Origin of the sequence: Streptomonospora wellingtoniae (assembly GCF_031845375.1) — a bacterium.
Lineage (GTDB): Bacteria > Actinomycetota > Actinomycetes > Streptosporangiales > Streptosporangiaceae > Streptomonospora > Streptomonospora wellingtoniae.
Map to the genome: position 1 here is coordinate 95,682 of NZ_JAVREK010000008.1, position 18,799 is coordinate 114,480.

Sequence of the window (18,799 nt, forward strand, 5' to 3'; positions counted from 1 at the left end):
CGGCACACGGGCTCTCAGCCGGCGCCCAGACTCGCCCGGGCCCCGCACACCCGCCGGGCCGCCGGCCGCCGTCCCGCAGAATGCGCACCACCGGAATCCGCCGAGCACACAGCCGCGCGAGGTGTGACGCGACTCCGAAGCTCCGTGTGGTTTCCGCCTCTTTGTCTGATTTGTGGGTTTGTTCAGGTAGGCGCGCCCGGGGTAGCTTCCCCGAATCCCCCGACGACCGGCGCCGCGGATTCGCGAGCCGTCCACACGCGCGGCATTCGCGCCAGGGGTGGGCGGGGTCCTCAAGGGCGCTCACTTCACGAAACGGATTTGGGTGGATCGGTGGATTATGTCAAAGGGATCGTCTCCCTTCTGGATGTAGAAGGGAGGGGCGCCCCCGTCCGGGACCGCGAGCCGCGCACGCCGCCCGTTGGCGGGTACCCCGCGGGGTACAGCGCGCTGGTCGGGGAACTCGGTGGATTCGCCGTCGACGGAGTGCTGACCGTCCTGCCTCCCGAGGGTGTGTTGCACTACGAGCGCAGCCGCGACGCGCGTCTCGCCGGGACGGACAAGCGCGTCGACATCGACGCCGGCTACGCCATGAAACTCGGCGAAAGAAGGGGCGACGAGCACGTCGACCACGACCGCATGCAGTTGTGGGCCGAGGCGGCCTGTGATTCCGGGTGGCGCATCTTCTGGGAGAACGCCGAACCGGATACGCGGATCGTGGTCACCGACTACCTCGAGTACTTCGTGTACCGGATGGAACCCGACGAATTCATCTACAAATTGCTGACGCGGGAAATCTCCTGCCGCCCGCTGATCGACGCGGACTGGCCGGGCGAGCGCTTCGACGTCGCGTTCCTCTGATGCCCGTGAAGGGCGCGGCGGCGAGCGCGCAGGCGCCGCGGGCCGCTTCACCGCCGCCGACACGGTCGCCCGCCCCGTTCGGCGGCCGCCGGGGCCCGCTGCGCCGCGCGAGCCGCCCCCCGCCTCGCCGATAGGCTTGACCGCGTGACTGAGAATCCGATTCGCGTGCGCTTCGCGCCGTCGCCGACCGGCATGTTCCATGTCGGCGGCGCGCGCTCTGCGCTGTACAACTGGGCGCTGGCCCGGCAGCAGGACGAGGGCAGGTTCGTGCTGCGCATCGAGGACACCGATGCCGCGCGCAACAAGCCGGAGTGGACCGAGGGAATCATCCAGGCGCTGGCCTGGCTGGGCATCGGCGAGTCCGACCCGCACTTCGAAGGCCCCTACTTCCAGTCGGACTACGCCGAGAAGCACCGCGAGACCGCCGAGCGCCTCTACGACGAGGGTCGCGCCTACTACTGCGACTGCACGCGGGAGCAGGTGCAGGAGCGGCGCGACAACCCCAACCTCGGCTACGACGGCTTCTGCCGCGACCGCGGTCTGGAGCCCGGTCCGGGAAGGGCGCTGCGGTTCCGGGTGCCCGAGGGCGGGCCGACCGTGGTGGAGGACCGGATCCGCGGCCGAGTGGAGTTCGAGCACACCTCCATCGAGGACTTCGTCGTCGCCCGCGCCGACGGCTCGCCGCTGTTCGTGCTGGCCAACGTCGTCGACGACGTCGAGATGGGCGTCAATACGGTGATCCGCGGCGAGGAGCACCTGTCCAACACCCCCAAGCAGCAGTTGCTGTGGGAGGCGCTGGGCCAGGCGCCGCCGAGCTGGGCGCACCTGCCGGTGATCGTGAACGAGAAGCGGCAGAAGCTGTCCAAGCGGCGCGACAAGGTCGCTCTGGAGACCTACCAGGAGGAGGGCTTCCTGCCCGAAGCCATGGTCAACTACCTGATGCTGCTGGGCTGGGCGCCCGGCGGCGATCGGGAGATCATGCCGTGGTCAGAGATGGCGCCGTTGTTCCGCATCTCCGATGTGAACAGCTCCAGCGCGTTCTTCGACGAGAAGAAGCTGCGCGCCTTCAACGGCGAGTACATCCGCGCGCTGGAGGCCGACGACTTCGTGGAGCGCTGTCGCCCGTGGTTGTCGCCTGAGGTCGCGCCGTGGCCGGAGGAGAACTACGACGACGACGTCTTCCGCGCGGTTGCGCCGCTGGCGCAGAGCCGGGTGGCGGTGCTCAGCGAGATCGTGGCCAACGTCGACTTCCTGTTCCTCGACGAGCCCGTCGACGACCCCAAGAGCTGGTCCAAGGCGATGAAGCCGGAGACCGGCGGGCCCATGCTGGCCGCGGCGCGCGAGCGGCTGGCCGATCCCGCGCTCTCCTGGGAGCCCGAGGCGCTGCGCGCCGAACTGGAGGCGGCCGGAGAGGGCCTGGGCCTCAAGCTCGGCAAGGCGCAGGCTCCCGTGCGGGTCGCGGTCACCGGGCGCACTGTGGGCCTTCCCCTGTTCGAGTCGCTGGAGCTGCTCGGTCGCGAGCGCACGCTGCTGCGCATCGAGGCGGCGCAGGAGCGTCTGCGGGCGGAGGAGGCGGGCGCGGCGCCGGCGGGCGCCGACGCCGCGCCCGCCAGCACCGCCGAGGGCACCGCGGCGGTCGAGTAGGCCGCGGCCCGGTCGGGGCGGCCGGTCGCACGGGCCCGCGCGGTGCGCGGCGCAGGTCCGCGGGGCCCGCACCGGATCCGGCGCGGGTCCGGACCGCCGCCGGTCTCCCCGGCGAGTCCGATCGCGTCCGAGGCCCGCTCTGCAACCGGTTCGCGAGCACTCCCGAAGTCCGCTAGAGTATTGCCTGCGCCGAGGGGGAGCGGGGCCGGTGAACGGACCCGCCCGCCGAAAGCACTGGGGTATGGTGTAATCGGCAGCACGACTGATTCTGGTTCAGTTAGTCTAGGTTCGAGTCCTGGTACCCCAGCCATGGCGTCCGCGAATGCGGAAGTCGTGACGGACCGAGGTTCGGTCCTCTTGTAGAACGCGATCCAGGCCCCCGTCGTCTAGTGGCCTAGGACGCCGCCCTCTCAAGGCGGTAACGGCGGTTCGAATCCGCTCGGGGGTACGCAGAGGGAGGAGCTCCCGCTTTGCGGGGGCTTTTTTACTGCGAACGGCGGACGATTCGTCCGCATCCGCGGGGCTTCGTCCCGCGCTGGCGCCCCTGTCGTCTAGTGGCCTAGGACGCCGCCCTCTCAAGGCGGTAACGGCGGTTCGAATCCGCTCAGGGGTACAACCGTCCTCCCACTCGGGCCGAACCCGTTGATCTTGTAGCCATCGTGAAGGAAAGCGATTTCCGTTTGCGATGGCTACAAGATCAACGGGGTTGTGGCCTCGGCCGCTCTAGCCGAACCTGCGGGCCGACTCGTCCTCCTGGGCCAGCAGGCGCAGCGCCGTCAGGACTTGGCCCATCAGCGCCGACGTCACCACAACCGCCTGCACGGTGTCCGCGCGCCCGGCGTCGGGGTCGATGCGGGAGACGTCCCATTCTGCCGCCCGGTGCGCGGCCTGGGCGTAGCCGTGCAGCATCTCCGGTGCCGGGCACGAGCCCAGCCGGTCCAGGGTCGCCACCGCGCGGACGAGGCCGCCGCGCGCGGGGGAGGCCGCGTCGACCCTCCAGTCCAGCTCCGCCAGCAGTTCATCGGTGCGGTGTTCGGCGCGCTGCCACACCGGGTCGTCGGCCGGAGTCTCGAACTGCGGTGTCACGGCGTACTGGGCGGCGCCGAGGAGCGTGTGCAGCTCCCGTCCGGGGTCGTCGACCGCGGCCAGTACGGCGTGGATCCGGCTCAGCGGGACCTCGGCCACCTCCACCAGCGCGCGCACCAGCCGCAGTCGCGCGAGGTGGTCCCCGGTGTAGTCCGACTGGGTCGCCGAAACCGCCTCGCCCCTGGGTAGCAGGTTCTCCCGCAGGTAGTACTTGATCGTCGCCACGGGTACACCGCTGCGCCTGCTCAGCTCCGAGATCCGCATCCGCTCCCCCTCCTGGTCCCCGCTCCCGCTTGCCTGCTCGATTGGATAGTACTACTCTCCAATATTAGAGAGTCACACTATCCAATATGCTGCGAACGGACAGGAGGCGGTATGCGATACACGGTCCTTACCGAGCAGGGCGCGGGCGTGCTGGACGCCGATCCCGAGTCGGCGGGCCCGCCCGCAGCCGGCGAGCGCCGCCTGCTCGCGCCCCTGGATGCGCCCGTGCTCGGCTGGGAGCGCCGCTCCTACGGCTGGTGCCGCGGCGACGCCTGCATCCCCGCCTCGGCCGTCGCCGGTATCGAGCACGCCGGGCGGATCGACGTCGGCGCGTTCGCCGAGCTTCAGGGCGGCCTCGCGGTCGCCGACCACGAGCATGCGCTGCTGGCCGCGGTCCCCGGCACCGGTCCGCGCGGCGGCGCGGCTCCCGACTTCGAGCTGCGCGGCGCCGACGGGGCGCTCCACCGCCTCAGCGACCTCCGGGGCCGCAAGGTGGCCCTGGTGATGTGGGCGTCCTGGTGCGGCTGCCGCTACGACCTGCCCGCCTGGGAGGAGCGGCACCGCGAGCTGTCCCCGCACGGCCTGACCGTCGTCAGCGTCGCGATGGACCGCAGCGCCGAGGACGCCCTTCCCTGGATCGCCGAGGCCGCGCCCTCCCACTCCGCCCTGATCGACACCGAGGGCGAGGTGGCCGCCCTGTACGACGTCGTCAACGTCCCCACCGCGGTGTGGATCGACGAGCGCGGCGACATCGCGCGACCGCAGGACACCCAGGTCGCCACCGACCTGTTCCGGTCGATGAACGGCCTCAGCTCCGAGGCGTCCCTGCGCGCACTGCGCCGCTGGGTGCACGAGGGGGACGCGGGCCTTGCCGGCGGCGGCCGCGCCCCCGGGTTCCGGGAGCCCACCGCCGAGGGCAGGCGCGCCCGCGCCCACGCGCGCATCGCCGTCGAACTGCACCGGCGCGGAGAGACCGCCGCCGCCGACCGCCACTACAGCCGCGCCGCAGACCTCGCGCCGCACGACGTCACGGTCCGCCGCGGCCTGATGGGCCTGCGCGGAGAGGACCCCTTCGGGGACGCCTACTTCGCGCTGCGCGAGGAGCTCGACGCCGCGGGAATCCCGATCTACCGCCCCCTTGAGCCCGACACGGCTGCCGAAGCGAAGGTGTGAGGAATGTCCGAGAAGAAGCCGGTCCGCATCACTGCCGAGCCCCGCGACAGCCTGACCGTCTTCCTGCTGGGAGCCCGCGTCAACGCGCTGCTCCGGCCGCGCCGCTGGGTCTGGGTGGCCCGCGCGTTCCGCCGGATGGACGCCGAACTCGCGGACGACCCCGGCCGCGGCCTGCTGTACTCGCGCACGCTGCCGAGCGTGCGCGGGGTCACCGTCATCCAGTACTGGGAGTCCACCGAGGCGCTGCTGCGCTACGCCCACGACGCAACCCACAGTGCCGCCTGGCGCCGCTACTACCGCCAGGGCGGCGACGCCGCGGGTCTGTGGCACGAGACTTACGAGGTCGGATTGCCGCAGAGCGGCGGCACGGACGCCGAGGGCGACTGCGAGGAGCCCCCGCGCGGCTACGAGGCGATCTACGTCAACGTCCCCACCACGGGACTGGGCGGGGCACTGGGTACCCGGCCCGTCGACCGCGATACCCGGCGGGCCCTCGACCGCCTCTCGCTGCGGCGCGCACGCGCCCGTGTCCGGGCGGACGACCCCTCCGGCACCGCCGGGTCCGAGTCCCGCGCCGGATGACCGGGGCGGCCGCCGAGGCCGCCCGCCCCGGTGCGGGCGGAGGCGCCGCACGGTCCTCAGGGGACGGCGCGGGCGGGCGGGCACCTCCCGCCGCGTCCGGGGGCCACCGGCTCCGGGGTGCTCCCGCCTCCGCGTCCGCCGCGCCACGTTCGGCCCCGGCGCGCAGCGGGCAGTAACGGGAGCATGGAGCATGCGCGCCAGGACCCGAGCCGAGTGCGTCTGCGGCTCTGCCGCGTCGGGGCCGGCGTCGCCGCCGCCGTGCTCGCCGTCGGCGCCTGTGCCGACGGCGGCGCGGACGACGACGGACCGGGCGGCGACGCCGGCGGCTCCGGGCGGTCGCCGACACCCGGGGCGGCGGACTCCGCAACGGCCACGCGGCTGGTGCCGCCCGGTGATCCCGAGGTCGTGGCGACCGGCCTGGAGGTCCCCTGGGGAGTCGCGGCGCTGCCCGGCGGCGGAGCGCTGGTCTCCGAGCGCGACTCCGGCCGCATCGTGCGGATGGGCCCCGAAGGGCGCATCAGCGAGGTCGGCACCGTCGAGCCGGCGCGGGCGCAGGGCGAGGGAGGGCTGCTGGGCATCGCCGTACGGCCGGACGAGCCGCGCCCGAACGAGCTCTTCGCCTACTTCACCACCGCCTCCGGCAACCGCATCGCGCGCTTCGACCTGGACCGCTCCGGCGGCGGACCGCCCTCCCTCGGCGACTCCCAGGTGCTGGTCGAGGGCATCCCCAGCGCCGCATTCCACAACGGCGGCAGGATCGCGTTCGGGCCCGACGGCCTGCTCTACGCCGCCACCGGCGACGCGGGCGACGGCTCGCGCTCGCAGGACACCGACAGCCTCGGCGGCAAGATCCTGCGCATGACGGCCGAGGGCGAGCCCGCCGACGGCAACCCCTTCGGCAACCTCGTCTTCAGCTACGGCCACCGCAACGTCCAGGGCCTGGCCTGGGACGCCGACGGCACCCTCTTCGCGACGGAGTTCGGCCAGGACCGCTTCGACGAGGTCAACGTCATCGAGGCGGGCGGCAACTACGGGTGGCCGGAGGTCGAGGGCACCGGCGGCGAGGACGCCTCCGGCGACTACACCGACCCCGTCGTCACCTGGACCACCGGCGAAGCCTCCCCCAGCGGCGCGGCGATCGCCGGCAACTCCCTGTGGGTCGCCGCGCTGCGCGGCGAGCGGATCTGGCGGGTGCCGCTGACCGGGCGGGACGACGACCCGGTCGGCGAGCCGGAGGCCCTGTTCGCGGGCGAATACGGCAGGCTGCGCACGGTCACCGCGGTCCCCGGCGGCGGCGACCTGCTGGTCGCCACCAGCAACCGCGACTCCCGCGGTGCCCCCGCCGAGCAGGACGACCGCATCCTGCGGATCCCGCTTGGGGGCTGAGCGCCCGCGCATCAGGGCCGCCCCGGCCCGCATTGCGCTGCGCGTGCGAGACGCCCGCTTCAGTGACCCGGCGCGTCCTGGCCGTGCAGCGCCTCGTTGATCTTCTCCGCGGCCGAGGTGACCGCCTGGGCGTGCAGGCGCCCGGGTGCGCGAGTGAGGCGCTCCAGCGGCCCCGAGACCGACACGGCGGCGATGACGCGCCCACCGGGCCCGGAGACGGGCGCCGACACCGAGGCCACGCCCTGCTCGCGCTCGCCTACGCTCTGGGCCCAGCGCCGACGGCGCACTTGGGCCAGGCTGTTGCCGGTGAACTTGGCGTTGACGAGGACGCGGCGGATGCGCTCGCCGTCCTCCCAGGCCAGCAGGACCTGGGCGGCCGACCCCGCTCCCATCGGCAGTTCGCTGCCCACCGGCACGGTGTCGCGCAGGCCGCTGGTGCGCTCGGCGGCGGCCACGCACACGCGCACGTCCCCCTGGCGCCGGTAGAGCTGGGCGCTCTCGCCGGTGAGGTCGCGCAGCTGCACCAGCACGGGCGAGGCGACGGCCAGCAGCCGGTCCTCGCCGGTGGCGATGGACAGCTCGCCCAGCCGCGGCCCCAGCACGAACCTGCCCTGGCTGTCGCGGGTGACCATGCGGTGGCGCTCCAGCGCGACGGCCAGCCGGTGGGCGGTGGGTCGGGCGAGGCCGGTGATCCGCACGAGCTGGGCCAGGGACGCCGGCCCCGATTCCAGCGCGTCGAGCACCGACATCGTCTTGTCGAGCACACCGACGCCGCTGGATGAGCTAGAGTTGTCCATGGCTTGATATTGACGTCTCGCCATTTGGAATGCAAATCACTCGACGTGCTGCGTTCCGCCGCTCGGCGCGGTGCACGCGGCCGCCGGCTCCGCTGAGGCCGCCGCGGCGGCGAGAGAAACCTCTCCTGGAAAGTCCGGAAAGTGACGAGACGCGAGGAGGCGTCGCACATGGCTCGCACGATGGCCGAGAAGGTCTGGGAGGAGCACGTCGTCAGGCGTGCCGACGGAGAACCCGACCTGCTCTACATCGACCTGCACCTCGTGCACGAGGTCACCAGCCCGCAGGCGTTCGAAGGGCTCCGGCTGGCCGGCCGTCCCGTGCGCCGCCCGGACCTGACCATCGCGACCGAGGACCACAACGTGCCGACCGAGAACATCCTCGGTCCCATCGCCGACAAGGTGTCGCGCACCCAGATCGACACGCTGCGCAAGAACGCGTCGGACTTCGGGGTCCGCCTGTTCCCGATGGGCGACCTCGACCAGGGGATCGTGCACGTCGTCGGTCCGCAGTTGGGCCTGACCCAGCCGGGCATGACCGTGGTCTGCGGCGACAGCCACACCAGCACCCACGGCGCCTTCGGCGCGCTGGCCTTCGGTATCGGTACCAGCCAGGTCGAGCACGTGCTGGCCACCCAGACCCTGCCGATGGCGCCGTTCAAGACCATGGCCGTCACCGTCGAGGGCTCGCTGCCCCCCGGCGTCACCGCCAAGGACATCATCCTCACCGTCATCGCCGAGATCGGCACCGGCGGCGGCCAGGGCTACGTCATCGAGTACCGCGGCCAGGCCATCCGGGAGCTGTCCATGGAGGCCCGGATGACGATCTGCAACATGTCCATCGAGGCGGGCGCCCGCGCGGGGATGATCGCCCCCGACGAGACGACCTTCGACTACGTCCAGGGCCGCCCGCACGCACCGCAGGGCGCCGACTGGGACGCCGCCGTGGAGCACTGGCGGAGCCTGCGCACCGACGACGGAGCTTCCTTCGACCGCGAGGTCGTCCTCGACGCCGCGAAGCTCAGCCCCTTCGTCACCTGGGGGACCAACCCTGGCCAGGGCGCGCCGCTGGACGGAGCGGTGCCCGACCCCGAGGGCTACGAGGACCCCGCCGAGCGCGCCGCCGCCGAGAAGGCCCTGGACTACATGGACCTCGCCGCGGGCACACCGCTGCGCGACGTCCGGGTCGACACCGTCTTCCTGGGCTCCTGCACCAACGGGCGCATCGAGGACCTGCGCGCCGCCGCGGAGATCATCAAGGGCCGCAGGGTGGCCGACGGCGTGCGGATGCTGGTCGTACCGGGATCCATGCGGGTCAAGGAGCAGGCCAACGCCGAGGGCCTCGGCGAGGTCTTCACCGCCGCGGGCGCCGAGTGGCGCGAGGCCGGCTGCTCGATGTGCCTGGGCATGAATCCCGACCAGCTCAAGCCGGGCGAGCGCAGCGCCTCCACGTCCAACCGCAACTTCGAAGGGCGCCAGGGCAAGGGCGGCCGCACCCACCTTGTCTCGCCGCTGGTCGCCGCCGCGACCGCGGTGCGGGGCACCCTCTCCTCACCCGCCGACCTGTAGCCGACCGCCCACGACAGGCACGAAAGAGCTGACACCGACATGGAGAAGTTCACCGTTCACACCGGCAGCGCCGTGCCGCTGCGCTACAGCAACGTGGACACCGATCAGATCATCCCCGCCGTCTACCTCAAGCGGGTCGCCCGCACCGGATTCGAGGACGGCCTGTTCGCCGCATGGCGCGCCAACGACCCCGAGTTCGTGCTGAACAAGCCCGAGTACGCGGACGGCAGCGTCCTCGTCTCCGGCACCGACTTCGGCACCGGCTCCTCACGCGAGCACGCGGTCTGGGCGCTGCAGGACTACGGGTTCAAGGCGGTGCTGGCGCCGCGCTTCGGCGACATCTTCCGCGGCAACGCGCTCAAGGGCGGGCTGCTGGCGGTCGTGCTGCCCTACGACGCCATCGAGCGGCTGTGGGCGGCCGTGGAGGCCGACCCCGCCACGCAGGTGACGGTCGACCTCCAAGCGCGCGAGGTGCGGGCGGCCGACATCGTCCAGCCGTTCGAGCTCGACGACTACACCCGCTGGCGGCTGATGGAGGGCCTGGACGACATCGCACTCACTCTCCGTCACACCGATGATGTGGACGCGTTCGAGAAGCAGCGCCACGCATGGCTTCCGGTCACCCGGTAGTCGGCGAATCCCTGGAATTTTACCTTGATTTGGCGCGGCGGCTGCGGGAGGCGCATCGCCGCGCCGACGCACTGCCGCCGGATGCCCGGATTCCCGCCGTACGTAGGCTTTTGGGCATCACGGAAGGGGTCAAAAGGGATCCCGCTCGGGCCTCCGAGTAGACCGACTCGGCGCTCTGTGAGCTCCCTCCGCAGGTCGAAGACCCTCCGACACGCTGAATTCACGGGCGTTTGTGTTTGTGTCCAGGGCATGCTGTCCCCTAATTTCGTGCGAGCAAGGGGGAACCGGAGGAACCAATGAACAAGCGTGACCTGATCGACGCGATCTCTGACCGTATGGGCGACAAGAAGACCGCCACCGAAGCCGTCAACGCGGTACTGGAGACCATCCAGTCGGCCGTCGCTTCTGGCGAAAAGGTCGCCGTGACCGGCTTCGGCGTCTTCGAGAGGGGCGAACGGGCCGCTCGTGAGGCCCGAAACCCTGCTACCGGGGCGACTATCAACGTCCCGGCGAGCTACGTGCCGAAGTTCCGCCCGGGCTCCGACTTCAAGGCCCTGGTGAACGGCGAGAAGTGACCCCCGGCGAAGCCGAGGGCTGAAGTGCGCGCCCGGGTCCCCCGAGAGGGCCCGGGCGTACTTCATGCGCGCCTACCCGTGCGGCGCGCTCCCGCGCACGCACCGCCGACACGGTCGGCAGCGCGCCTCACCACTCGAAGCGCGCCAGCAGCTTGGCCGTATGCGGCCCCAGACCCAGCCGGGCCGCCTCGCGCAGGTCGGCCGCCGTATCCACGTCGCGCCGCACGCTCGGGGCGTGCGAGCCGTCCAGTTCCGCGGCCCCGCCGGCCAGGTGCCGGCGCCGCGAGCCGCCCTCGAACGCCGGGGCGAAGCGGGCGCCCCCGCGTGCGGCGTACAGCGTGGTGCCGACCCCCGGCGTGTCGGCCAGGAACGAGCGCCCGTGGTCCCGCGCCCGCGCGAGCACGTCGTCCAGTTCGCCCGGACGCAGCGCCGGGAGGTCTGCCGACAGCGCGCAGCGGCCCCACATCGGGTGTGCGCGCGCGGCTTCGGCGGCGCCGTGCTCCAGTGCGGGGTTGAGGCCGGTTCCCGGCTCGCCGCCCACGACGCGGGCCCCCAGCGCCTCCAGCGCCGCGGCGGCCCGCCCGTCCTCGGTGACCGCGAACACCGCGCCCACCCGCTCCGCGGCGACGGCCGCCATCACCGTGTCGCAGGCCACCGCCAGCGCGAACTCGGCGCGCGGCAGTCCCTCTGCTCCCGACAGCCGGGACTTGGCGCGCTCCAGCCGCTTCACCGGGACCACCAGCGACCAGGGCCGGTCCTGATCGTGCGGCGGCATCGTCCCTCCTCGACTCGCTGATCGGCGCACCGCGCCCCTGGTTATCCGGGCCGCGGAAGAAGGCTACGGCGCCCGTTCGGCCGCGCCCCGGGTGCCGCGGCGCCGTGGTCACCGCCCCGCCGAGCCGGGGCGCGGCCGTTCCGCGCCCTGTCCGCTCGCCGGTTGCAACGGGTGCGACATGGGGGATCTTCCCGGCGGCCTAGACTGGATCGGCCGCAGGCGGCCCGCCGGCCACCGCCGGGGTCGCCGACGCGGAAGGGCCGGCGCGCAAGCGGCGAGGCAGGTCGAATCGGAGGATCCGTGGCACAGCAACGCGAATCGCGGTGGGTCAAGGCGGTCGTGGCCGCCATCGTCCGCCCGATCCTGGGAGCCGTCACCAGGGCGGAGTGGCAGGGGCAGGAGAACGTCCCGCGCGAGGGCGGCGTGATCATCGCGGCCAACCACCTGTCGATGGCCGATCCACTGACCATCTCGCACTACCTCTACGTCGGCGGGCGCCGCTGGCCCACCTTCACCGCCAAGGAGGGCGTCTTCCGCATCCCCGTGGTCGGCGCGGTGGCGCGCAGCACCGGCCAGATCGCGGTCAAGCGCGGCAGCACCGACGCCGTCAAGGCGCTGCAGGAGGCCGAGACCGCCCTCACCCGCGACGGCTCGTCGGTGATCTTCTATCCCGAGGGCACCTGCACCCGCGACCCCGACCTGTGGCCGATGGCCGCGCGCACCGGCGTCGCCCGGCTCGCGCTGAGCACCGGTGTGCCCGTCGTCCCGCTGGCGCACTGGGGTGAGCAGCACCTGCTGCGCTACGGCACCGCCAAGCTGCGCCCCTTCCCGCGCAAGCGTGTGCAGATGGTCGCCGGGCCGCCGGTGGACCTCTCGGCCTACCGCGGTAAGCCGATGACGGCCACTGTGCTCCGCGACGCCACGGCCGAGATCATGCGGCGCATCACCGAGCTGCAGGCGGAGGTGCGCGGCGAGGTTCCGCCCGCCGAGCCCTACGACATGAAGAAGGTCCGCCAGGCCTCCTCCGGCGACTCCGAAGCGCCGGACGCCGCCGGAGCCTCCGCCGGCGTCCCCGAGGTCGGCGCGGCGGGCGCCGCCGACGCTCCGCCGGCCGCCGACGCCGACGCCGACGCAGACCGGGCCCAGACCGCCGCCGACGGCGCCGGCGAGCAGGGCTCCGACGGCGAGGGGAAGCCCCGCGGGTGAGCGGCGGGGCACGACGACGGGGGAGGAGCACATGACGAAGGTCGCGGTGATGGGCAGCGGTTCCTGGGGGACCGCGTTCGCCAACGTGATCGCCGACGCGGGCGCCGCCGAGGTGGTCGTGTACGGGCGGCGCTCCGCGGTCGTCGACGCGATCAACCAGCGCCACGAGAACCCCGCCTACTTCCCGGGCATGGCACTGAACCCCGCCTTGACCGCCACCGCCGACGCGGCCAAGGCCCTTGCCGAGGCGGACTTCGTCGTACTCGCCGTGCCCTCGCAGACCCTGCGCGACAACCTCGCCGCATGGCGCGAGCACATCAGCGGCGAGGCCGTCCTCGTCAGCCTGATGAAGGGCGTCGAACTGGGCACCTGCCGCCGGATGAGCGAGGTCGCCACCGAGGTGTCGGGCGTGCCCGCGGACCGGGTCGCGGTCGTATCGGGCCCCAACCTGGCCCGGGAGATCGCCGAGCGCCAGCCCGCCACCGCCGTGATGGCCTGCCGCCACGAGCCCACCGCCGTGCGGCTGCAGGACATCTGCAAGTCGGCGTACTTCCGGCCCTACACCGCCACCGACGTGGTCGGAGTGGAGCTGGGCGGGGCCGTCAAGAACGTCATCGCCCTGGCCGTCGGCGTCGCTGTGGGGATGGGCTTCGGCGACAACGCCCAGGCCTCGCTGATCACCCGCGGCCTGGCCGAGACCGTGCGCCTGGCGGTCTCGCTGGGCGCCGACGAGCACACGCTGGCCGGGCTGGCCGGGCTCGGCGATCTCGTCGCCACCTGCGGGTCGCCGCTGTCGCGCAACCGGACCTTCGGCGAGAAGCTCGGCTCCGGCATGACGCTGGAGGAGGTCGTCGCCGAGACCTCGCAGACCGCCGAGGGCGTGAAGTCCTCGGAGTCGGTGCTGGAGCTGGCCCGCCGCACAGGCGCCGAGATGCCCATCACCGAGGCGGTCGTGGCGATGATGCACCACGACCTCTCGCCCGCCGAGGCGCTCGCGGCGTTCATGTCGCGCAGGTCCAAGCCGGAGCGCTACGGGTTCTGACCCGCCGGCACAGCAAGCAGTGGCCGCTCGGCACCGCCCGGACCGCCACGACCACCGAGCAACGAAAGAGCCGCCGCACCATGCACCAGCAGGGGGAGAACACCCGCGCCCTCGGACTGCCACCAGCGCCCTCCCCGCCTCAGCGCCCGCTGCGCGCCCCGGTCCACCGCAGCACCACCTACGCGTTCGCCTCCTCCCGGGAGTACGCCGAGGTCTTGGCCGGTGAGGCGCCCGGCTACTCCTACGCGCGCATCGACACCCCGACCGCGACCGCCTTCGCCGCGGCCGTGGCCGCGATGGAGGGCGCCGGCTGCGAAGGGGAGGTGCGCGGCGAGGCCTTCTCCTCGGGGATGGGTGCGGTGAGCAGCACACTGCTCGCACTCACCGGCGCCGGCGCGCACGTCGTGGCCTCCCGGTCCATCTACGGCAACACCTACTCGCTGCTCGACGGACTGCTGCGCAGGTTCGGCGTCCACACCGACTTCGTCGACATCACCGATACCTCAGCCGTGCGCGCCGCGGTACGGCCCGAGACCGCGGTCGTCTTCACCGAGACCCTGTCCAACCCGACCATGACCGTCTCCGATTTGCCCGCGCTGGCCGGGATCGCCGAGGAGGCCGGGGCCGTCCTGGTCGTCGACTCCACCTTCGCCACGCCCGCCGTGTGCCGCCCGCTGGAGTACGGCGCCGGCGTGGTCCTCCACTCGGCGACCAAGTACATCGGCGGGCACAGCGACGCCACCGGGGGCGTGGCGGTCGGCGGCGCCGAACCCATGGCGAAGGTGCGCGCGGCCCGCATCGACCTCGGCCCCTGCCTGGCCCCCGACGAGGCGTTCCTGCTGCACCGCGGCCTGGAGACGCTGCCGCTGCGCGTCGCCCGCCAGTGCGGCAGCGCCGACGCCTTCGCCGCCGCGGTGGCCGAGCATCCCGCCGTCGAGCGGGTCGACTACCCCGGCTTGCCCGGCCATCCCGGACACGGGCTCGCCGACCGGCTGTTCGACTCCGACCGCCGGGGCGCCGTGGTCACGGTGACACCGCACGGCGGCCGCGAAGCGGGCATGGCCTTCGCCGACGCGCTGCGTACGGCCACCGTCGCGGCATCGCTGGGCGGAACCCACACCTTGGCGGGCCACGTCGGCTCGACCACGCACCGCCAGATGGGCGACGCGGCGCTGCGCGAGGCCGGGATCGGGCCCGCGGCGGTACGGTTCTCCATCGGGCTGGAGGACGCGGAGGACCTCGTGGCCGACGCCCTGGCCGCCCTGGACGCGGCCTGCGGCGGGCGGTGACCGGCGCGCCCGCGACCGGCGCCGGTTCGGCGGAACGGCCCGCGGGGGCACGGCAGAAGAACGAACGGGCGCAACGGGGCGGATCGGTTCCGGAGCCCGCCGAGCGGAGGATAGAGTCAGGCAGCATGGCCGAGCAGCGTAGAATCCGGGTCGCCGTGGTCTTCGGCGGACGCAGTCCCGAGCACGAGATCTCCTGCGTCACCGCGGGCGGCGTGATCTCGGCGATCGACACCGACCGCTACGAAGTGGTGCCCATCGGCATCGGCCGCGACGGCTCCTGGGTGCTGTATTCGGCCGACCCCGCGCAGCTGGCGATCGTCGACGGCCGGCTGCCCGAGGTCGACACGTCCGGGCCCGAGCTGGCAGTGCCCTTCAGGGGCGCATCCGACCTGATCGTCCTCGACGGCGACACCTCGCGCCGGCTGGGCGGGTTCGACGCGGTGCTGCCGCTGCTGCACGGCCCGCTGGGCGAGGACGGCACCATCCAGGGCCTGTTCGAGATGATGGACGCCCGCTATGCGGGCGCGGGCGTGTTCGCCAGCGCCGCGTCGATGGACAAGGTCTTCATGAAGGCCCTGTTCACCGGGCACGGCATCCCGACCGGCGACTACGTCGCGGTGCCCGACCGGATCTGGCGGGGCGAGCGCAAGCGTGTCCTGGACGACATCGCCGAGCTGGGCGGGACGGTGTTCGTCAAGCCTGCGCGCGGCGGCAGCAGCGTCGGCATCAGCAAGGTGCCCGACGCCTCCGACGCCGACGCGGTCACCGCGGCCGTCGAAGCGGCGCGCCGGCACGACCCCAAGGTCATCGTCGAGGCGGCCGTGTCCGGCCGCGAGGTCGAGTGCGGTGTGCTGGAGTCGCTCGACGGCGGTGCGCCGGACGTCTCCCAGCCCGCCGAGATCCACGTGGCCGACGGCTTCGACTTCTACGACTTCGAGGCCAAGTACCTGTCCACGAGCGGCCTGACCATCCCGGCGGAGCTGCCCGCCGAGGTCGTCGCCGAGATCCGCCGCGAGGCCGCCCGCACCTTCGAGGCGCTGGGCTGCGAAGGGCTGGCGCGGGTGGACTTCTTCTACGGCGACGACGGGCGCGTCTACGTCAACGAGATCAACACGATGCCCGGGTTCACGCCGTCCTCGGCCTTCCCGCAGATGTGGGCGGAGTCCGGCCTGGACTACACGTCCCTCGTCGACCGGATGATCCAGACGGCCCTGCGCCGCGCGCCCGGTCTGCGTTAGAGCGTCGATCGGCGCTTCGGCACACCGCCGTTGATCTTGTAGCCATCGTCACTGGAAATCGTTTTACTTCACGATAGCTACAAGATCAACGGAGTTCGGGGCCGCACGCGTGTGGAGGGCGGGAGGCGGTGCCCCGACGCATTCCGCCTCCCGCCCTCGGGAACCCCGCGGCCGGGCCCTGCCGCCCCCGGCCGCGGGGTTATCGGGGTTGGTCTATCCGCCGGCGGCCCTTCAGGACGCCGTGCAGGTCTCGCCGTTGACCTCGAATTCGGTCGGCTCCGCGGCCGTTCCGCTGGTCTCGGAGTTGAATCCGAAGGACACCGAGGACCCGGCCGCGACGTCGCCGTTCCAGTCGGTGTTGGAGGCGGTGACCCGTGTGCCCTCCTGCGCGAACTCCGCCGACCAGCCGTTGGTCACGGTCGAGCCGTCGGCGAAGTCCCAGGCGACCGACCAGTCGTCCAGCGCCGTGTCGCCCTCGTTGGTCACCGAGACGTCGGCGGTGTAGCCGCCGGACCACGCGTTGGCGATGCTGTAGTCCACGGTGCACTCGGCCGGGCCGCCTCCGCCGCCGCTGCCGGTGGTCACCGACGCCTCGGGCGAGGGCGAGGACGCGTTGCCCGCGGCGTCCAGAGCGACCACGTAGAAGCTGTAGGAGGTCTCGGCCTGCAGGCCGGTCACCGTCGCCGAGGTGCCTCCGGAGGCGGTGGCCACCACCTCGCCGGTCGCGGCGTCGTGGACCTCGTAGCCGGTCACGCCCACGTTGTCGGATGCGGCGCTCCAGCTCAGCTCGGCGGAGCCGCCCGTGACGGCTCCGGCGCTCGGCGCGCCGGGCGCGGTGGGCGCCTGGGTGTCGTCCTCGCCGCCGCCGGTGTCGCCGCCGAAGACGACGTCGGAGCAGTTGTAGAAGGCCTCGGGGCTGTCCGAGCGCTCCCAGATCGAGTAGATGACGTGGCGGCCGCTCTTCTCGGGCAGTGTGGCCTGCCAGTAGTACTCCGAGCCCTCGACACCGCCGTCGCGCAGCGGCGGGTCGGTGACCTCGTCGAAGGGTGCGGGTTCCAGGTCGTCCCAGCCCAGCGGCTGGCTCGGGTCCCAGCCGTCCTTGGTGATGTACTGCGTGAAGGTGCCGGGGTGGCGCGCCCACGCGTTGTGCTCGAAGGTGACCGTGTCGCCGGACTGGACCTCGGTGGCGGGCCAGTCGCCCGGCCGGTTGAAGGCGTCGAATTGCTCGGTGGGACCGCAGAGCTTGCCGTTGGGGATGATCTCGCGATGCCGGTCACCGGCGTCGCTGATCAGGTTCCCGAACCAGTTCCAGAAGGGGTAGGAGCTGTATTCGAGGGCCTCTTGGCACATCGGGTTCTGCGGGTTCAGGCCGCCGCCGCTGCCCCCTTCGAGGCCGTCCTGGTAGCAGGCGTAGGTGCGCGTGGCGGGGAAGGTGAAGCCGCCGTGGGCGGCCGCCGGCTCGGCGGGCAGGGCCACGGCGAATCCGGAGGCGAGCACCGCTGCGCCTCCGAGGAGGGTGATTCTGCGTGCAAGGTTCACCGTTGCACTCCTCTGGGTCGCACTCCCGCGACCTGGGCGCTGTCAGCGGGAGATGGATGGGGGATTCGAGGATGGAGCGGGGACGGGTTCGTAGTGGGAAGGCACCTCGGCGGAGCACGGCAGCAGGGAGCGCTCCCGCTTTGGGAGCGCTCCCACATGGTGCCGAACTACCCCAGAGGCGTTCCTAGCGTGTCCCGCATCACAGAATTCCGCAACCATGGGTAATAAAGACGTAACCCCGAAGCCACATCGGAGGCGGCTGCGTCGCAGGTGGCGGAAGTCCGCTTCCGCCAACAGAACCTCGCCGATCTTGTAGCCATTCGCAAATGGAAATCGTTTTCCTTGACGATAGCTACAAGATCGGCGGTGGTGTGGCGTCAACGGTCTGCAGTGGAGCGGCGGGCAGCAGGCGGCGCGCGAGGATGGTGCCGCCCGCTGTGGCGGCGGGAAAGACCAGGACGGCCACGAACGGGACGGCCAGCAGCAGGTAGCTGGGGATGCCGAAGCCGAGCACGAGCATCCGCCGCTGCTTCATCGCATCGCGGCGGTCCTTGATGCGGCGCCGGCCGCGCCGGTCGAAGGCCGCGCCGAGCAGTTCGATGGTGAGCATCCACCCGCCGAAGATGGCGGATACGACCGGGATCACCGTCTGGCCGACCACCGGGATGAACCCGCCCGCGAACAGGGGGATCGCGACCAGCGCCGAGACGGTGATCAGGCCCAGCGACTGCCGGAGGGCCCGGACCACCGACCGCACCACCGGCTCGTCGGAGTCCGGTGGGGCGTCGCCCAACTCGTCGTCGACCATCTCGGCGATCGTGTCGTAGAGCGGGAAGCCCAGTGCGAGTGTCAGACCGGTGAAGGCGACGACCATGATCAGTACGGCGCCGGCCACCAGCATCACGCCCGCGGCGACGCGCAGCGTCGTCTGCATCCCCGACGACCAGCCGTCGGCGAAGGGGGTCAGCCAGGCCGTCAGGTCGTCGATGTTGAGCAGCAGCGCCGCAAAGGCGGCCACGAACAGCAGCGACGTGACCAACGGCGGGATCATGCCCAGCACGAACAGCCGGGGATTGCGGATGACCATGCCCGCGCCCTTCAACAGGACGCCGACACCGGAGAAGAGATCGCGCAGGGGAGTGCTCACGC

At 72.3% G+C, this 18,799-nt stretch carries 18 protein-coding genes and 3 tRNA genes; 16 read left to right on the top strand and 5 right to left on the bottom strand.

The genetic code is table 11. From position 1 onward, the window contains the following. The first annotated feature begins 483 nt into the window (after positions 1–483). From RM446_RS09860 to RM446_RS09880, 5 genes are all read left to right on the top strand, one after another. Entirely contained in the window at positions 484–858 is a 375-nt protein-coding gene (locus RM446_RS09860) for a hypothetical protein (RefSeq protein ID WP_311544900.1), read from the top strand. 144 nt (positions 859–1,002) lie between these two features. Next, on the top strand, positions 1,003–2,502 hold the full coding sequence (gene gltX / locus RM446_RS09865) for a glutamate--tRNA ligase (protein ID WP_311544901.1): 1,500 nt from the start codon (positions 1,003–1,005) through the stop codon (positions 2,500–2,502). 235 nt (positions 2,503–2,737) lie between these two features. Then, a tRNA-Gln gene (locus RM446_RS09870) sits at positions 2,738–2,812 on the top strand. Between the two features lie 65 nt (positions 2,813–2,877). Continuing rightward, positions 2,878–2,950: transfer RNA gene (locus tag RM446_RS09875), tRNA-Glu, on the top strand. A 92-nt stretch (positions 2,951–3,042) separates the two neighbouring features. Further along, positions 3,043–3,115 (top strand) — tRNA-Glu (locus RM446_RS09880). Between the two features lie 110 nt (positions 3,116–3,225). On the opposite strand, the gene RM446_RS09885 is transcribed toward RM446_RS09880, so the two are convergent. Then, positions 3,226–3,852, bottom strand: a complete 627-nt coding sequence (locus tag RM446_RS09885; RefSeq protein ID WP_311544902.1) for a MerR family transcriptional regulator — start codon at positions 3,850–3,852, stop codon at positions 3,226–3,228. A 111-nt stretch (positions 3,853–3,963) separates the two neighbouring features. Here RM446_RS09885 and RM446_RS09890 point away from each other — a divergent pair, with 111 nt between their 5' ends. The 3 genes from RM446_RS09890 to RM446_RS09900 all read left to right on the top strand — a co-directional run bounded on the left by RM446_RS09890 (position 3,964) and on the right by RM446_RS09900 (position 6,993). Next, positions 3,964–5,025 (top strand): TlpA disulfide reductase family protein, encoded by a 1,062-nt coding sequence (locus RM446_RS09890; protein ID WP_311544903.1) that lies wholly within the window; start codon positions 3,964–3,966, stop codon positions 5,023–5,025. Between the two features lie 3 nt (positions 5,026–5,028). Further along, positions 5,029–5,607: a DUF4188 domain-containing protein gene (locus RM446_RS09895; protein ID WP_311544904.1), complete on the top strand. Its 579-nt coding sequence runs from the start codon at positions 5,029–5,031 to the stop codon at positions 5,605–5,607. A 183-nt stretch (positions 5,608–5,790) separates the two neighbouring features. After that, complete coding sequence (locus RM446_RS09900) at positions 5,791–6,993, top strand: PQQ-dependent sugar dehydrogenase (protein WP_311544905.1); 1,203 nt, start codon at positions 5,791–5,793, stop codon at positions 6,991–6,993. Positions 6,994–7,052: 59 nt separating this feature from the next. Here the strand turns inward: RM446_RS09900 and RM446_RS09905 are convergent, their stop codons facing one another. After that, the gene (locus tag RM446_RS09905; protein ID WP_311544979.1) at positions 7,053–7,742 is read right to left on the bottom strand and encodes an IclR family transcriptional regulator; all 690 of its coding nucleotides are present in this window, start codon (positions 7,740–7,742) and stop codon (positions 7,053–7,055) included. A gap of 216 nt (positions 7,743–7,958) precedes the next feature. Between RM446_RS09905 and leuC the strand changes: the two genes are divergently transcribed. From leuC to RM446_RS09920, 4 genes are all read left to right on the top strand, one after another. Then, positions 7,959–9,356 (top strand): 3-isopropylmalate dehydratase large subunit, encoded by a 1,398-nt coding sequence (gene leuC / locus RM446_RS09910; RefSeq protein WP_311544906.1) that lies wholly within the window; start codon positions 7,959–7,961, stop codon positions 9,354–9,356. 39 nt (positions 9,357–9,395) lie between these two features. After that, on the top strand, positions 9,396–9,986 hold the full coding sequence (gene leuD, locus RM446_RS09915; protein ID WP_311544907.1) for a 3-isopropylmalate dehydratase small subunit: 591 nt from the start codon (positions 9,396–9,398) through the stop codon (positions 9,984–9,986). Continuing rightward, positions 9,965–10,147, top strand: a complete 183-nt coding sequence (locus tag RM446_RS24905) for an SCO5555 family protein (RefSeq protein WP_449657177.1) — start codon at positions 9,965–9,967, stop codon at positions 10,145–10,147. The genes leuD and RM446_RS24905 overlap by 22 nt, the downstream gene beginning before the upstream one ends. A 135-nt stretch (positions 10,148–10,282) precedes the next feature. Further along, the gene (locus RM446_RS09920) at positions 10,283–10,561 is read left to right on the top strand and encodes an HU family DNA-binding protein (RefSeq protein WP_311544908.1); all 279 of its coding nucleotides are present in this window, start codon (positions 10,283–10,285) and stop codon (positions 10,559–10,561) included. 127 nt (positions 10,562–10,688) lie between these two features. Here the strand turns inward: RM446_RS09920 and cofC are convergent, their stop codons facing one another. Beyond that, complete coding sequence (gene cofC, locus RM446_RS09925) at positions 10,689–11,336, bottom strand: 2-phospho-L-lactate guanylyltransferase (protein WP_311544909.1); 648 nt, start codon at positions 11,334–11,336, stop codon at positions 10,689–10,691. A 300-nt stretch (positions 11,337–11,636) separates the two neighbouring features. Between cofC and RM446_RS09930 the strand changes: the two genes are divergently transcribed. The 4 genes from RM446_RS09930 to RM446_RS09945 all read left to right on the top strand — a co-directional run bounded on the left by RM446_RS09930 (position 11,637) and on the right by RM446_RS09945 (position 16,111). Beyond that, on the top strand, positions 11,637–12,542 hold the full coding sequence (locus tag RM446_RS09930) for a lysophospholipid acyltransferase family protein (RefSeq protein WP_311544910.1): 906 nt from the start codon (positions 11,637–11,639) through the stop codon (positions 12,540–12,542). 31 nt (positions 12,543–12,573) lie between these two features. Further along, on the top strand, positions 12,574–13,584 hold the full coding sequence (locus RM446_RS09935; protein WP_311544911.1) for an NAD(P)H-dependent glycerol-3-phosphate dehydrogenase: 1,011 nt from the start codon (positions 12,574–12,576) through the stop codon (positions 13,582–13,584). Between the two features lie 80 nt (positions 13,585–13,664). Continuing rightward, positions 13,665–14,873, top strand: coding sequence for a trans-sulfuration enzyme family protein (locus RM446_RS09940; RefSeq protein ID WP_311544912.1), 1,209 nt, complete (start codon positions 13,665–13,667; stop codon positions 14,871–14,873). 125 nt (positions 14,874–14,998) lie between these two features. Continuing rightward, on the top strand, positions 14,999–16,111 hold the full coding sequence (locus RM446_RS09945) for a D-alanine--D-alanine ligase family protein (protein ID WP_311544913.1): 1,113 nt from the start codon (positions 14,999–15,001) through the stop codon (positions 16,109–16,111). 231 nt (positions 16,112–16,342) lie between these two features. On the opposite strand, the gene RM446_RS09950 is transcribed toward RM446_RS09945, so the two are convergent. Both RM446_RS09950 and RM446_RS09955 read right to left on the bottom strand, forming a co-directional pair. Continuing rightward, complete coding sequence (locus RM446_RS09950) at positions 16,343–17,650, bottom strand: lytic polysaccharide monooxygenase (RefSeq protein ID WP_311544914.1); 1,308 nt, start codon at positions 17,648–17,650, stop codon at positions 16,343–16,345. 352 nt (positions 17,651–18,002) lie between these two features. Then, positions 18,003–18,797, bottom strand: a complete 795-nt coding sequence (locus tag RM446_RS09955; RefSeq protein ID WP_311544915.1) for an EI24 domain-containing protein — start codon at positions 18,795–18,797, stop codon at positions 18,003–18,005. Positions 18,798–18,799 lie beyond the last annotated feature (2 nt).